13 protein-coding genes are annotated in these 14,271 nt (G+C 72.1%); 6 read left to right on the top strand and 7 right to left on the bottom strand.

Features of this window, described 5'->3' with window-relative positions; genetic code table 11:
- Together A8713_RS00005 and A8713_RS00010 are read right to left on the bottom strand one after the other, a co-directional pair.
- On the bottom strand, positions 1-457 hold a 457-nt coding region (locus A8713_RS00005), incomplete at its 3' end, for a TetR/AcrR family transcriptional regulator (protein WP_065311757.1).
- A gap of 293 nt (positions 458-750) precedes the next feature.
- Positions 751-1,389, bottom strand: a complete 639-nt coding sequence (locus A8713_RS00010) for an SMI1/KNR4 family protein (protein WP_064530779.1) — start codon at positions 1,387-1,389, stop codon at positions 751-753.
- A 244-nt stretch (positions 1,390-1,633) separates the two neighbouring features.
- Here A8713_RS00010 and A8713_RS00015 point away from each other — a divergent pair, with 244 nt between their 5' ends.
- Positions 1,634-2,695, top strand: a complete 1,062-nt coding sequence (locus tag A8713_RS00015; RefSeq protein ID WP_064530780.1) for an ATP-binding protein — start codon at positions 1,634-1,636, stop codon at positions 2,693-2,695.
- The gene (locus tag A8713_RS00020; RefSeq protein ID WP_064530781.1) at positions 2,692-4,494 is read left to right on the top strand and encodes a vWA domain-containing protein; all 1,803 of its coding nucleotides are present in this window, start codon (positions 2,692-2,694) and stop codon (positions 4,492-4,494) included. Before A8713_RS00015 ends, A8713_RS00020 begins: the two co-directional genes overlap by 4 nt.
- A gap of 131 nt (positions 4,495-4,625) precedes the next feature.
- Here the strand turns inward: A8713_RS00020 and A8713_RS00025 are convergent, their stop codons facing one another.
- Entirely contained in the window at positions 4,626-5,156 is a 531-nt protein-coding gene (locus tag A8713_RS00025; protein WP_064530782.1) for a MarR family winged helix-turn-helix transcriptional regulator, read from the bottom strand.
- A gap of 58 nt (positions 5,157-5,214) precedes the next feature.
- On the opposite strand from A8713_RS00025, the gene A8713_RS00030 reads away from it, so the two are divergent.
- Complete coding sequence (locus A8713_RS00030) at positions 5,215-6,159, top strand: amidohydrolase family protein (RefSeq protein WP_064530783.1); 945 nt, start codon at positions 5,215-5,217, stop codon at positions 6,157-6,159.
- 603 nt (positions 6,160-6,762) lie between these two features.
- Here the strand turns inward: A8713_RS00030 and A8713_RS00035 are convergent.
- From A8713_RS00035 to A8713_RS00040, 3 genes are read right to left on the bottom strand one after another with little or no spacing between them, the layout of a single operon-like run.
- The gene (locus A8713_RS00035; RefSeq protein ID WP_159393050.1) at positions 6,763-7,008 is read right to left on the bottom strand and encodes a hypothetical protein; all 246 of its coding nucleotides are present in this window, start codon (positions 7,006-7,008) and stop codon (positions 6,763-6,765) included.
- Complete coding sequence (locus A8713_RS31730; protein WP_216826760.1) at positions 6,993-7,160, bottom strand: hypothetical protein; 168 nt, start codon at positions 7,158-7,160, stop codon at positions 6,993-6,995. The genes A8713_RS00035 and A8713_RS31730 overlap by 16 nt, the downstream gene beginning before the upstream one ends.
- 16 nt (positions 7,161-7,176) lie before the next feature.
- Positions 7,177-7,869 carry a M24 family metallopeptidase gene (locus A8713_RS00040; RefSeq protein ID WP_064530785.1) on the bottom strand — a complete coding sequence of 231 codons (693 nt, stop codon included), beginning with the start codon at positions 7,867-7,869 and terminating at the stop codon, positions 7,177-7,179.
- A 122-nt stretch (positions 7,870-7,991) separates the two neighbouring features.
- Here A8713_RS00040 and A8713_RS00045 point away from each other — a divergent pair, with 122 nt between their 5' ends.
- On the top strand, positions 7,992-8,792 hold the full coding sequence (locus A8713_RS00045; protein ID WP_237305265.1) for an HAD hydrolase family protein: 801 nt from the start codon (positions 7,992-7,994) through the stop codon (positions 8,790-8,792).
- Between the two features lie 550 nt (positions 8,793-9,342).
- Here A8713_RS00045 and A8713_RS33425 read toward each other — a convergent pair.
- Positions 9,343-9,486 (bottom strand): hypothetical protein, encoded by a 144-nt coding sequence (locus A8713_RS33425; RefSeq protein WP_018567822.1) that lies wholly within the window; start codon positions 9,484-9,486, stop codon positions 9,343-9,345.
- Positions 9,487-9,689: 203 nt separating this feature from the next.
- Between A8713_RS33425 and A8713_RS00050 the strand changes: the two genes are divergently transcribed.
- Together A8713_RS00050 and A8713_RS00055 are read left to right on the top strand one after the other, a co-directional pair.
- On the top strand, positions 9,690-12,896 hold the full coding sequence (locus A8713_RS00050) for a lantibiotic dehydratase (RefSeq protein WP_079158771.1): 3,207 nt from the start codon (positions 9,690-9,692) through the stop codon (positions 12,894-12,896).
- On the top strand, positions 12,893-14,200 hold the full coding sequence (locus A8713_RS00055; protein WP_064530787.1) for a lanthionine synthetase C family protein: 1,308 nt from the start codon (positions 12,893-12,895) through the stop codon (positions 14,198-14,200). Before A8713_RS00050 ends, A8713_RS00055 begins: the two co-directional genes overlap by 4 nt.
- Positions 14,201-14,271: the final 71 nt, after the last annotated feature.

Genomic DNA, 14,271 nt, shown 5'->3' on the forward strand with positions numbered 1-14,271 from the left:
AGGCGTCATCGAGGTCGACCGGCCCGGCTCTGGTCTCGGCCGCCCACGCGCGGACGATGCGCCTGGTGAAGGCGAGCACTTCGGCAGCCGCCGCGCGGCGGGTGGAAGCGTCGATGCCTGTGCCGGCCCCGCCCGACACGAGCTGATACGGACCAGGCTGCGAGCGAGCGAACTCCAGATACGCGGCTGCCGCCGAATACGGACCCTGCGACGCCGGCCCGTCTGCCACCGCGGTCTGCATCCGCTCCAGCAGGTCGGCGTTGGCCCGCTCCAGCAGGGTTCGCAGCACGGCCTCCTTGCTCGGGAAGTGCTGGTAGATCACCGGCGCGCTATAGCCGATTTCGGCGGCAATCCGTCGGATCGTCACCGCCTGCCAGCCCTCGGCCTCCGCCATGCGGCCGGCGGTGTCCAGGATCTCGGCGAACGTCCGCCGACGGACCTCTTCCCGCTTGCCCATCTAAACCCCTAACGGCGTTAGATTATCTAACGCCGTTAGTATTTTCCTCGATCTCACCTTCTGTCAAGTGGAGTGGGGACCGGTGAAGTGCGAGCAGCGGAGTCTGCCCGTGCCGCTCGACCGGCTCGACCGGCTGGCTGCCCGAGCGCGGTGGCCCGTCGTGCCACGGCGGTCAATGGGCGAAAGAGGCACAGAGGTCACTTGAACAGAGCGTTCATCACTCTCATCGCGCGGCGCCCGGCTCGGAAGGGCCCCCGCACCGACCGCGGGGAGAGGGCGCCTGGCCGACCGTGTCAGGTTCGGATGTGCCACTCCAGGCAATGGTGGCCTGGTTCGGCTTCGTAGAGTGTGGGCCAGTAGCAGAGGAACGGGCCGCCGGATTCCAGAGCGTCGGCCAAGGTTCGAAAGAGCTGTGTCAGGCCGGTCGCCCATAGGGTTCCGTCCAGGTCTCCGGACCCGATGCCCATCTCGTACACGTGGCCGTACGAGGGGCCGGGGCGGTGGTCGATGAAGGCGACACCGCCGTCGTTGGGGAGCGCGAAGGGCACGCAGCGATGCAGATTCACGGCCAGTGCGTCGTCCGCCCACAGGTCGGCATCGATGTTGTCCCTGCCGACCTCCACGAGCACGTCGTACATCATCAGGATGTCGTCCACGCTGCTGAGGCGGTGCCCCGACGGAAGGAATGCACCCGCGGGAAGACTTCTGCGGGAGCCAGGGCCGGTGACCGGCTCAGCGGCTCCATCGTGCTGCTGCAGCAGTGTGTTGAGCTCCGGGTGCAGGTCGAAGCCGAGCCGTGACTCCAGCTCTGCGAGCCGCTCGCGCTCCGCCGGCCCGCGCAGCATGGCGTGATCGGCGGGCGAGTTCGAACGGAGCCACGACGCAAACCGAGACCACTCACGCTCGAACGCAGGAAGATGTGTCCGTGTCATCCACTGAACATAGGTGGTAGCGCTGACAGCGGGCTTCGGGGCGAAGTCGGCCGACAGGGGTTCGGCAACGCCAGCACTGGTGGCATGGGCGGTACTTGAGGCAGTTCTCTGTCCTCCGGTTGTTGCCGGCGGCGCTGCTCACGAAGGTGGCGCGTCGGCAGGGCACCGGAAAACCAGGTGCGGCCTCCCCAACCAGCCCCCATACACTGAGCGGGCAGGACATATCGCCGAAGGAGCCCACCGCTTGCAGGCCGCAGTGACCGTCACCCCTGCCCAGATTCCGGATCTTCTCCTGGGTCTCGCCACAGTCCGCCCGGTCTTCCTCTGGGGCGCTCCCGGCATCGGGAAGTCCTCTCTGGTGAGGAAGTTCGCCGATTCCCTGGGCCTGGAGTGCGTGAGCCTGCTGGGTACTCAGCTCGCGCCCGAGGACCTGATTGGCGTGCCGCAGATCCGCGACGGCCGCTCCGTGTTCTGCCCGCCGGAGGCAATCGCCCGCGACGAGCCGTACTGCCTCTTCCTGGACGAGCTCAATGCCGCGACCCCGGATGTGCAGAAGGCGTTCTACTCGCTCATCCTCGACCGCCGGATCGGCACCTACGAGCTCCCGGTGGGTTCGATCGTGATCGGCGCCGGCAACCGTGCCACCGACAACGCGCTGGCCCGCCCCATCGCCTCCGCGCTCGTCAACCGCCTCACCCACGTCCATCTGCGTGCCTCCGCCACCGACTGGCTGGTGTGGGCTGGCGAGAACGGCATCCACCCGTGGGTGGTGGACTACCTCACCGACCGGCCCGACCACCTGTGGTCGCAGCCGCCCAAGACCGAGGAGCCGTTCTCGACGCCCCGCTCCTGGCACATGCTCTCCGACACGCTGCATTCCTTCGGACCGGCGCTGGACGAGGAGACGCTGAAGGTCGTGGCGCACGGGACACTGACTCCCGCCCATGCCGTCTCCTTCTGCGGGTACGCCAAGATCGTGCGGCACACCTATGGCATCGAGGCGATCCTCAAGGGCGACGCCTCCTGGCCGCGCCGCATCGAGGACCGCGACCTGCTCTACTATCTCGCCGAGGCGTTCCGGGGACGGCTCGTCAAGGAGCTCCCGGCCCGGCGCGAGCACGCCTCGCCCGCCGTGCGTGAGACCTCCTATCGTGCCAAGTCGCTGCTCGTGCAGCTCGCCGAGATCTCCGTCGAGGTGGCCCAGACCGTCATCGCCGAGGACGCCGACGGCAATCCGGTGCTGCCCGCCTGGTTCCTGGTGGAGGCCGCCCGCGACATGCCGCGCCTGGTCGAGGCACGGCGTTGAGCCGGTCCCGCAAGCAGGGCGCGGACCGCCGCGACCCGGCCGCCGAGGCCTTCGCCGCCGGTGCCGAACTGGTGCGCCGCAACCCCGCTCTCGCAGCCGTCGACGCCGATTTCGTGCGTACCAAAGGCAACGCCGACGCCCCTGGCCAGGGCCTCGTCCGGGCGGACTCCAACGGGCGGTTGCACATCCATCCCACCCGGCGGGCCGAACCCGGCGAGTGGGCCTGGGCGCTCGCCCATGGCCTCCTCCACCTCGGATTCGGCCACCTCCCCGCCGCCAAGGAACACCGCGAACAGCCCGACCGCTTCGACCTCGCCGCCCGCTGCACCGTCGTCAACCGCTTCCTCGCCACCTTTCCCGTCGGCGCCGCCCCCGACCACCTCCCCGAGAGCTACCCTGACGGCGACGAGGAGCAGCTCGCCGCCCGCTGGCGCAAGACCGGTGTCCCGGCCGCCTGCGAGCGGGGCGGCACCGCGGACGGCGAACCCGACCAGTTGCTGGTCCAGTGGCCGCACTGGGGCACCGCCCTGCCCGACCGGCAACTCGCCTTCGCGTACGCCCTGACGCGTACGGTCTCCGCCGCGATGGACGTCGCGGGCGGCCGCCGGGACCGGCTCACCGGTGAGCGCGTCGCACAGTGCCCTTGGGACCGCGCTCTCAACTGGTTCGTCTCCTCCTACCCGCTGCTCGGTGGCCTCGCGGCCGGACTGACCGTCGTCGCCGACGCCGAACTCGCCCGCGTGCACGGCATCTCCGTGGCCGCCGTGGACGCCACCGCCGGCGAAATCTACATCAACCCGCTCAAGCGGTTCACGGACGAGGAGTGGCGCTTCGTCCTCGCCCACGAGATGCTGCACGCGGCCTTGCGCCACGGGGGGCGCCGCGGCGCCCGCGACCACTATCTCTTCAACGTCGCCGCCGACTACGTCATCAACGGCTGGCTGGTCGAGATGGGCGTCGGCGCGATGCCCGAAGGACTGCTCTACGACGCCGAGTTGAAGGGGCTGTCGGCCGAGGAGGTGTACGACCGGCTCGCCACCGGGCTGCGGCGCGGCCGACGTCTTGCGACCCTGCGCGGCAAGGGTGTCGGCGACATCCTGGGCGAACCACTGCCCGGCCGGGTCGCCGCCCCGGTCGACCTCGACGAGTTCTACCGGCGCGCCCTCGTCCAGGGCCACCAGTTGCACACCGACCGGCAGCGCGGTCTGCTGCCTGCCGGACTGGTTCAGGAGATCCGCGCGCTCGCTCACCCGCCCGTCCCGTGGGATGCCCGACTGGCCCGTTGGTTCGATGAGTTCGTGCCCCGTCCCGAGCCGGTGCGCAGCTACGCCCGGCCGGCCCGGCGGCAGGCCTCGACGCCTGACATCCCGCGCGCGGGCCGCTGCTACCCGCCCGAGGAGGTCGCCCGCTGCACTTTCGGCGTCGTCCTGGACACCTCCGGTTCGATGTCCGGTCCGCTGCTCGCCAAGGCACTGGGCGCGATCGCCTCCTATGCCGAGGCCCGCGACGTGCCGGCCGCCCGCGTGGTGTTCTGCGACGCCGCCGCCTACGACGCCGGGTACCTGGCGCCGACGGAGATCGCCGGGCGGGTGCGGGTCAGGGGCCGCGGCGGCACGGTCCTGCAACCCGGCATCGATCTGTTGCAGCGGGCCGACGACTTCCCGCCGGCTGCGCCTGTCCTGGTGATCACCGACGGCTGGTGCGATGTGCTGCGGGTCCGCCGTGAGCACGCCTATCTGATCCCGGAGGGCGCGGGACTGCCGTTCACCCCGCGCGGACCGGTCTTCCGGGTGCGCTGAGCGGCGGGGCCGCGTACGGCGACGTGGCCTCGGACTCGGCTACGACACCCTCGACCTCCCCGTCGGTCCCGGCCCCGTCAGGGCTGCACCGGCATTGAGCGCAGCGTTGGCGGCTGGGTGGCGCCGGTGTGTCACGGCCGTGTGGTCTCGCCGTCGCCGGGCTGGGGGACGGTGTCGCCGATGACGGCGGCGAGGCGCTGGAGCTGTGCGGCGAGTTCGCGGCGTTCCCGGGGGGTGAAATGTGACAGTGCCTCGGACTGGCGTGCCCGCAGTTCCGTCCGCATCGCCGCGAGCCGGTCGGCGCCGTCGTCGGTGAGCCGGACGAGGACCTGGCGTTCGTCGTGCGGAGCGCGCTGCCGTGTGACCGCGCCCGCCGCTTCGAGCTGCTTGAGCATGCGGGTGGCGGTGGGAACGCTGACCTCGGCGGTGGCGGCGAGCTTGCCGACCGGCAGTCCGTCGCCCCGGGTGTCCGCGGAGAGGGGTTCCAGCAGGGTGAGCTGTGCCATGGACAGCCCGGCCCCGGAGCGGCCCACGGTGGCTGCCCGAGAGCGGCGCATCGCGTAGAACAGCCGGTCAGCGGCCTGCGCCAGCTCCCGCACGCCCGCCTCGTCGCAGGCCGGGTCCTGGACGTCGTCTTCCACTCGTTTGCTGGTCTCTCGCATGACTGTTAGCTTACTGAAGGTAGTAATTAGCAAGCTAAGCTTTAGGAGGCTTTGAATCATGGACTTCCCCGCACGCATCGACGTCCACCACCACATCGTCCCGCCGGTCTGGGCCGAGACCCTGGCCGCGCGCGGGCTGGACTCCGGCGGCTGGCCCATCCCGGACTGGAGCCCGCGGAGCGCGATCGCGATGCTGGACCAGCAGGGCATCGCCACCGGCGTCATGTCCGTCACCTCGCCCGGCGTCCACCTCGGCGACGACGCGGCGGCCCGCGACCTGGCCCGCGCCGTCAACGAGTACGGTGCCGAGGTCGTCAAGGACCACCCCGGCCGCTTCGGTCACTTCGCGAGCCTCCCGCTGCCCGACGTGGACGCGGCCGTCGCGGAGGCCGTCCACGCGCTCGACGTCCTGGGCGCCGACGGCGTGGTGCTCATGTCCAACGCCCATGGCAAGTACCTCGGCGACGCCGGCTTCGAGCCGCTGTGGGCCGAGCTGGACCGCCGTGCCGCGAACGTCTTCGTCCACCCCGCACAGCCCCCGATGACGCTGCTGCCCGGCACCCCTGCCCCGCTCGCGGACTACGTCTTCGACACCACCCGCACCGCCCTGGACATGGTGCTCAACGGCGTCATGGACCGCTACCGCGACGTGCGCGTCATCCTGTCCCACGGCGGCGGATTCCTGCCGTACGCCGCCTACCGCTTCTCCGGTCTGACCTCCACCGTCGTGGACCGGGAGCGCAAGGCCGACGACATCCTGCGTGACCTCAAGCGGTTCTACTTCGACACCGCGCTGTCCGCCAGCCCCTCCGCCCTGCCGGCCCTGCTCGCCTTCGCCGAGCCCGGCCACATCCTCTACGGCAGCGACTGGCCCTTCGCCCCGCAGGAGACCGGTACCTACTACAACCAGTTCCTGGAGACCTACCCGGACTTCGCCCCCGGCCAGGCGGCGGCCGTCGACCGCGGCAACGCCGAGGCGCTCTTTCCCCGCCTCGCCCGCTGACCCGGCCCTCCGGCGCACGATCCGCGTCGGCGCGGCGCGCCGGACGAACGTGTCGTCCGGTGCGTCCATCGGCATCAGGTCTCCCTTTCCGCCCCCTTCCGCGGGTCCAGGATGGCCGTGACGGCGGCCGGACGATGTGTGGTCCCCCGCTGCCCGTGCCGCGGTAGCGCTGCGACGGCGCGCATCCGGGTGCGGGCCTGGGCGAGGAGTGTCTCGCGGCCAGTTCCGACAGAGCTGCTCGGGCAGCGGTAGGCAACTGGTCTGCCGTGGCCAGCAGTTGGGCCTCGCCGATCGGGAGCAGTGCGCGCTCAGGGTGGACAGCAGGTCGGTCAGGGCGGCGTGGAGCTGGGTTCCGTCCGCCTCCCGTACGGTGAACGACAGGTGGGCGAAGGGGGCGGCGCCGGTGTGGTCGGGCCGGGTGTCCAGGTGCGCGCCGTTCGATCGTCTCCATGGCCGCCGACATCTTCGCCGAGATGTGGTCCAAGCTCCAGGCCCTTGCCCTGGTACACCGACAGATGGTGGTTGGCGGGGCTGATGGCCTGGCAGACCGGGCAGTTCCGGGCCGCCGGGCACGAGGGTGGTGCTGTCGTCGTCGGCCACCTCCTACCACTCGGCGGCCAGTCCGGCCACGCGGTGGGCCAGCACGAGCACCGTCGGGTCGTCCGGACGGCGGCCGGGCCATCGGTCGCGTTCGGCGGACAGAGCGGTGGCGAGCAGTTCGGAGAGGGCGGTGGCGGTCAGGGGGCGATCGGTGAAGGAGCGTACCGAGCGCCGGGCCGCCAGCACCTGCCACAGCGGGCCGGTCGGCGGCACCGCGCGGCCGGGCGGTCCGGTCAGGCGGCGACCCAAGCGAGCGAGCCCGCGGCGGCGCCGACGGTGGTCGCGGCCCCGGCCCGGCGGCCGTCCCGCGGTGCGTTGTGCAGGACCGGCATCAGCTCGGGCCCGGGAGCGACGGTGACGACGAGGGCGAACAGTGCGAAGCCGAGGGCTTCATCGGTCATGCCAGGTCATGCCAGGTCACGCCAGGTCCAGGAGCTGCTCGTAGAAGCCGCCGAAGCCCTTGTCCCGGTCGACGAGGTGCAGTTCGAGGATCCAGTGGCAGTGCCGTCCGGAGCGGTCGGTGCGGCGGAGCGGGCCGGTGTTGTCGGGGGTGATGTACGACTCCGTCTTCGCGCCGTCGTTCGTCTCGTGCGGGAACTCGCCGACCAGGTGGCCGCTGTGCCAGATGCCGATCTCCCAGCCCGCGTCACCGGCCAGCCGCTCGCCCTCCGCGTGCAGCTGCGCGCCCGTGATGTGCTCGTCCGCCTGGAAGGCGGCCCGGCCGGCGTCGAAGATGCGTGGGAGGTCGGCGAGGAGGCGGTGCTTGTCGGGATCGTCGCCGAAGACGTAGGTGCGGCCGAAGTCGGCCTCGTACTCCTCGAAGATCGGGCCGAAGTCGGCGAAGGCGATGTCGTCCGCTCCGATGACGCGGTCCGGCGGGTTGTCCCGGTAGGGCAGCAGGGTGTTGGGGCCGGAGCGGATGATGCGCTTGTGCCAGTGCTTGGTGGTGCCGAACATGTCGTTCGCCAGGTCGCGGATCGCGTCGCTGACCTCGCGCTCGCCGCGCCCGGGTGCGACCAGGCCGCGGCGCTCGGTCTCGGCGAACAGCGCGGTCGCCTTCTCCTGCGCGCGCACGAGGCCCGCCGCGCGCTCGTTCTCGTCGAATCCCACCGTCGCTCACTTCCTGTTGCCGCATGTGCCAGGTGCTTACGGGCAACAGCTTGGCATATGAGATGACTCACGCGACGCTGTCCTGGCACGTGGGAGTCGAGACCGGCGTATACGATCCGGTGGTGATCGACTTCTCGGGCCGCTCCCTGGTCTTCGACATCGACGGCACCCTCTGCTTCGACGGGCGGACCGTCGACCACCGGATCCTCGCGGCGCTCGCGGACTGCGAGCGCGCGGGTCATTCCCTGGTCTTCGCTTCCGCCCGGCCCGTCCGGGACCTGCTGCCCGTCCTCGACGGGGCCTTTCCGTCCGCGGTGCTGATCGGCGGCAACGGGAGCCTGGTGTCGGTCGGCGGGCGGGTGCGGGCGAGGGCCGCGTTCGACTCCGTGGTCCTGGGCGCGTTCCTGGAAGCGGTCGCCCGGTACGACGCCCGTTACCTCGCCGACGGCCCGTGGGACTACGCGTACACGGGGCCCGAGGACCACCCGATCACGAGCCGCGTGGATCAGGGCGGGCTCGCGCGCAGGGTGGATCTGGCCGAACTGCCCGAGGTGGTGAAGCTCCTCGTCGTCGGGGCTTCGGACCTCGCCGCCTGCGCCGAGGCCGGGCGCGAGCTCGGACTGACGGTCAACCATCATCTCGACGAGGCGATCGTGGATCTCGCACCCGCCTCGACGACGAAGTGGGACGCTCTGACCGCGCTGGGGATCAGCACCTATGTGGCGTTCGGCAACGACATCAACGACCTCGACCTCCTGCGGAACGCGGAGCGGGCGGTCCGGGTCGGGGCCCATCCGAGCCTGGAGGGCGTCGCCCACGTCACCGTACCGGCGGACCCGGCCGCGGTCGCGGCCGAGATCTCCCGGCTGGCGAGGGCAGCCCGGCCGGACGCCCTGCCCGACCTGACCGGGGCGGGCGGCTGACGACACGCGAACAGCGCCCCGTCTCGGACGACTTGGCGCAGGAGCGGCGCGGGCCCCTCGTCCTGCCGGACCCGGGAAGCACGACCGGGGTGACGGCGACGGAGCGCCCTGGCGGGAAACCGCCCGATGTCGATGTCCGCCGACGATCCGCGCCTCGCCACCGTCCCGGGTGACACGCACCGGGCGGCCGGAGTCCTGCGTCGCGTGAACGCGCGAGGCGTTGTGGCCGGAGTCAAATGCCCGGACGGGCATTCCGCGGGGCCGAAGGGGTAAATGGGCTGCACGCGGCACTGCCCCGGCTACTCGCGCCGCGGTCGCCTTTCGAGCCGTACCCTCTGCTGGAGGGTACAGAAATTCCGACACGCGGACGGGATTGCGCGGCACGCGAAGGCGGCGTGGGAATTTTTATACGCGACGCTGCCGAAGATGAATTCCAAAGACCTTTTCAGCCGGATCCCGCGGCTTCCGGGAAATGCCCCCTCCAGAAGCGCCGTGGGGCCGGCCCGGCCGTGTGTGAGACCGCCGTGACCGGCCCTTCAAGCTGTCTGCGTCAGCAGACGGCGCAGGTCGTACAGGTGCGGAAGCAGGTCTCGCCGCCGGAGAGAGCGATACCGCCGGACTCGGGCGCGGTGTCCTGGATGGCCGTCTCGGTGAGGTCGATGTCGAAGAGGTCCTGGGTCAGGTTCTCGGGCACAATGATTCCTCCCTGCCTGTCAGATGTGCCGCCTTTTGGCGGACGCTGCGGAATCTAGATGCAGACGGCTGACGCAGTCAAGGGGTTACGGGATCACGACTTCGAGGTTACTGTTGACGCATTCCTCAGCTATTTGATGATTCGATCGGCGGATAAGCCGCCGGTCAGTTTCACTATGCAGTCAGTAATGGGGGCGTGGCAGCATGCGGGGTGGCCTGGGCACGGAACCGCTGTTCCACTGCGCGGACGGAATGCTCCTGCGGGCGCCGCTGCTCGCGCGGGACGAGGTCCGCGCGACCTGGTGGGGCGCCGAGGACGACAGGCGGGACCCTGAGACGCTCCGCGCCCGCCTGACCGGACTGCTCGCCGACGAGCGGTTCAGGGAGGCGGTCGAGGTTTCCAGCCCCTCGCTCGCCCGCACCACCGACGCCGTGTTCTCGGGGCGTCCGGTGCCGGTCTCCGATCTGCGCAAGGCGCTGCGGGCCGTGACCCGGTACCGTCTCAGGGCCGCGTCCCGTCCCACGCCGTTCGGCCTCATGGCGGGCGTCTTGTGGGGCTCCTTCGGCGCCACGACCAAGGGCGAGCTGACCGGTGAGGGGCACAAGGAGGCCCGACCCGACGCGAGTTGGCTCCTGCGCCGGGTCGCCGCATGGGAGCAGGATCCCGCGGTGCTCCCGCATCTGAGCGTCGTGGCGAACGGGCTGTGCTTCGTACGGGGCGAGCGCCTGGTGCTGCCGTTCGCCCCCGCCGGTCCCCGTCCCGGCCGCGCCGTGTCCTCGGGCGGCCCGGTGGACGACGGGCGCCCGAAGTCACGGACCCTGAAGTACACGCCGGTCGTACGCTCCGCGGTGGAGGCGGCCGCCCGCCCGCTCCCGTACGCAGAGCTCGTCCGGCACGTCGAAGCGGGCTTCCCCGGGGCGCCCGACGGTGCCGTGAGCGGCCTCATCGCCCAACTCGTGGCTGCCGGAGTGCTGTTGACGGAGCTGCGTCCGCCGCTGGACGCCACCGACCCGCTGGGCCACGTCGAGCGCCGGCTCCCTGCCGGTTCGTCCGCCGCCGGGCACGTCGCCGCAGTGCGCTCGGCCCTCGCCGCCTACGGGGGAACCTCTCTCGGGTCGGGAATGCCCGCCTGGCGTACGGCACTTGGTGCGGCCATGGCCGTTCCTGCCGGGAGCGCCGCCGCGACTCCGGCAGCGTCGGAGTCCACCCACTGCGTCCAGGTCGACCTGCGGCTCGAAGGGACCGTCGTGCTCTCGCGGGAGGTGGCGCGCGAGCTGGAGCGCGCCGCCGCCGCGCTGTGGCGGCTCTCGCCCCCGGGGCCGGGGCGGCTCACCCCGTACCACGAGGAGTTCGTGGAGCGTTACGGACTGGGGTGCTTCGTGCCCGTCAAGGAAGTCCTCGATCCGGACGTCGGTCTCGGTGCCCCGGCCGGATACCGGCTGCCGCCGAGCCACCGTCCCGTCCCCGGCCCCCTGCCGGTCGGCGCGGTACGGCAGCGCCTGCTCCTCGGGCTCGCCGCCGAGGCGCAGGCACGCGGAGTGCGCGAGGTGGTCCTCGACGAGGCGTGGCTGAGCAGGTTCGAGGACGCCGACCGAGACACCGCCGCCACCGCCGATGCCCCGGTACCGCCGGCGCTGGAACTCGTCGTGCAGATCGCGGCGGAGTCCGCGGACGCCGTGGACCGGGGCGATTTCACCCTGTTCCTGAACGGCGCGGCGACCGCTTCCGGGGGGCTCATGGGCCGGTTCGCCCATCTCTTGCCACCGGGACAGGCCGAGGCGATGCGCCGGACGGTGCGGGCCGCCCGCGAGGGCGCCGGACGGCTGCCCGTGCAGATCCACCACCAGGCGGCGCACCATCGGCACGCCAACGTGGCGCAGGTGCCGACCTGGCTGGACGGCCGGCTCGTCGTCGGGGCCCACCCCGGACCGGCCGCGCCCGGCGTCACGGACCTGACGCTCGACGACATCCTCGTGTCCGCGGACTCCGAGGGCTTCCGGATCGCCTCGGCCGGGCTCGGCCGCGAGCTGACGCCCGCGGCGCTCCATGTGCTCAACCGCGAGCTGACCGCGCCCAACACGGTGCGCTTCCTCGTCGAGGCCGCCGCGTTCGGTCGCAGGCAGTGGCGCCTGTGGGACTGGGGTGCCGCCGACGACCTGCCGTTCCTGCCCGCCGTACGCACCGGCCGGACCCTTCTGAGTCCGGCTCGCTGGTGCCTCGATGCCACGAGTCCGGCGCTCGACGACTGGCGCGCGCTGTGGGGCGTACCGGACCACGTCCAGCTCAGCCTCGGCGATCACCGCATTCCTCTCAACCTCACCGTCCCCGCGCACCAGGAGATCCTGCGGCGCGAGTGTGAGCGTGCGGGCGTCGCCGTGGTCCACGAGCCGGTCACGGGGCAGGATGTGGGCGGCGGCTGGCTGCACGGGCCCGGCGGAGCCCATGATGTCGAGGCCGTGGTGACACTGACGGCGCGTCAGCCGGTGGCCGGGGCGGTACGCCGGCCTTCCCGGGCAGCGACTGTCGCCCGCGCCACCACCGCGACCGTGCGCCAGGGCACCGGTGAGATCCCGCCCGGCGGCCCCTGGCTCTACGCCACGCTCTACTCCTCCGCCGAGCGCCAGGACGAACTGCTGACCGGCCCCCTCCGGCGTTTTCTCACCGCGCTGCCGTCCCCGCCCTCCCCGCCAGACGGGCCGGGTGGGTCGGGCGGGCCCGGGGGCGTCGACCGCTGGTTCTTCATCCGGTACGCCGATCCGCACCCCCACCTGCGCCTGCGGCTGCACGGCGAACCGGCCCTGCTCAACGGCGTACTGCTGCCCCAACTGCACGACCTGGCCGGGGAACTGGCCCGCGCCGGGCTCGCCCGAGGTCTGCGGATCGACGGCTACTCCCCCGAGACGGAACGCTACGGCGGCGCGGCACTCCTGGAGGCGGCCGAGGAGGTGTTCCACGCGGACAGCCTGCTGGTGCTGGAGCGGCTCGCGGCCCCGGAGGACGACCGGATCCTGTCGGCGGCGCACGACGTCGCGGAACTCGTCCGGGCCTTCCACCACGGTTACGGCGGGGACTGGCGGCAATGGCTCACCGCCACGTATGCCAAGCGCGAACAGCACCACAAGGCGTTCGCCGCGCGACGCGGGGCCGCGCTCGCGCGGATCACCCGCGACGGCGGCCCGGACGCGGTGGGCGCACAGTACCGGGCGGCGCCGCGGCGGTTCGGGCGTCTCGTGCGCGAGGAGGAGGAGCGGGGCACCCTGAGCGTCGCCGCCGACGCGGTGCTCGCCTCCCTGGTCCACATGCACTGCAACCGGCGGCTCGGCACCGACCGCACGGCCGAGGCCCAGGCACTCGCCGTGGCCCGCGGCGCCGTCCAGGCACAGCTCGACAGGGAAAGGGCCCGTTCATGAGTGACGCATCCGTCGCGCTCCTCGCACAGCGGCTGTCCGATCCGGTGGCACTCGCCGCGCGGGTGACGGCATCCGAGCACGCCGACCTGGCCAGGACACGCGCGCTGTGGCATCCGCAGTCCCTCGCGGACGGACATGCCGGGGTCGGGCTGCTCTTCGCGGCACTGGCCCACGGCTCGCCCGCGTACGCACGGACGGCGCACGCCCATCTGTCGGCGGCGGTCACCGGAGTGCGCAGGCCCCCGCGCGAAGGGCTCTACTCGGGGCTGCCCGCGGTCGCGTTCGCCGCCCGGACCGCCGTCACCAGGCCGGGCGAGTACGCGGGCCTGCTCGCCCAGCTCGACGAACAGGTCGCGGTGCTCGCCCGGAAACTGATCGACGAGGACGCGCCCCGGATCGCGGCCGGGACGGCGGGCGCCCGCATGGCCGGCTACGACGTGATAGCCGGGCTCTCCGGACTGGGGAGGCTGCTGCTCGCCGCCGGGTCCGCGCACCGCGCCACCACGGAACTGGTGCTCGCACACCTCGTCGCGCTCACGCGCCCGGTCACCGGACCCGGCGGGCAGAGCCTGCCCGGCTGGTGGACCGCCGACCCGATCCTGTTCAGCGAACCGGACGGCGTTCCCGGGGGCCACTTCAACGCCGGTCTCGCGCACGGCATCCCCGGGCCACTCGCCCTGCTGTCCCTGGCGTACCGCGCGGGCGTACGGGTTCCCGGCCAGGAGCGGGCCATCCGCGACACCGCCGACTGGCTGCTCGCCCGGCGCAGCACGGACGGCACGGGCTGGCCGAACATCGTGCCGCTCGACGCCGAGCTGGCGGCGGCCGCCGGGGGCCGCCCGGACCTGGACGAGGTCCGCGCCGGGTGGTGCTACGGAAGTCCTGGCGTCGCCCGCGCCCTCCAACTGGCCTCCCTCGCGCTGGCGGAGCCCGAATGGAACCGGCAGGCGGTGGCCGCCGTCATCACCGCCTGCGACCGGCGGGGCGGAGCGCGTGCCCACGGCGACACCACGCTCTGCCACGGCCTGGCGGGACTGGCCACCGTCGCCACCCTCATGTCCCGCGAACCCGGCGGTGGGGAACTGACCGGAAGGATCGGTGAGTTGACCGACGCCTTGATGCGGGCCGCCGATCCGGACCACCCCTTCCTCTGGCCCGCCGCCGACCCCGGCAGCCCGACCCCCGTGCACCGGCCCGGCTTCCTCGACGGCGCGTCGGGCACCGCGCTCGCCCTGCGCCTCGCCCTCGACCCGTCGGCTCCCGCCGGTGAACTCCCCTGGTACGCGGCTCTGTTGCTCGCCTGACGCGGCAGAGATTCCGCGAGGGGAAGCAACCCGGCAGGCAATGTCTGCCTTCAGCGGGGTGCGGTTTCGGG

This window comes from Streptomyces sp. SAT1, from assembly GCF_001654495.1.
GTDB lineage: Bacteria > Actinomycetota > Actinomycetes > Streptomycetales > Streptomycetaceae > Streptomyces > Streptomyces andamanensis.

Coding starts and splice junctions, on each gene's coding strand:
- A8713_RS00010 (WP_064530779.1), bottom strand. CDS start 1,389: ATGACACGGACACATCTTCCTGCGTTCGAGCGTGAGTGGTCTCGGTTT.
- A8713_RS00025 (WP_064530782.1), bottom strand. CDS start 5,156: ATGCGAGAGACCAGCAAACGAGTGGAAGACGACGTCCAGGACCCGGCC.
- A8713_RS00030 (WP_064530783.1), top strand. CDS start 5,215: ATGGACTTCCCCGCACGCATCGACGTCCACCACCACATCGTCCCGCCG.
- A8713_RS31730 (WP_216826760.1), bottom strand. CDS start 7,160: ATGACCGATGAAGCCCTCGGCTTCGCACTGTTCGCCCTCGTCGTCACC.
- A8713_RS00050 (WP_079158771.1), top strand. CDS start 9,690: ATGCGGGGTGGCCTGGGCACGGAACCGCTGTTCCACTGCGCGGACGGA.
- A8713_RS00055 (WP_064530787.1), top strand. CDS start 12,893: ATGAGTGACGCATCCGTCGCGCTCCTCGCACAGCGGCTGTCCGATCCG.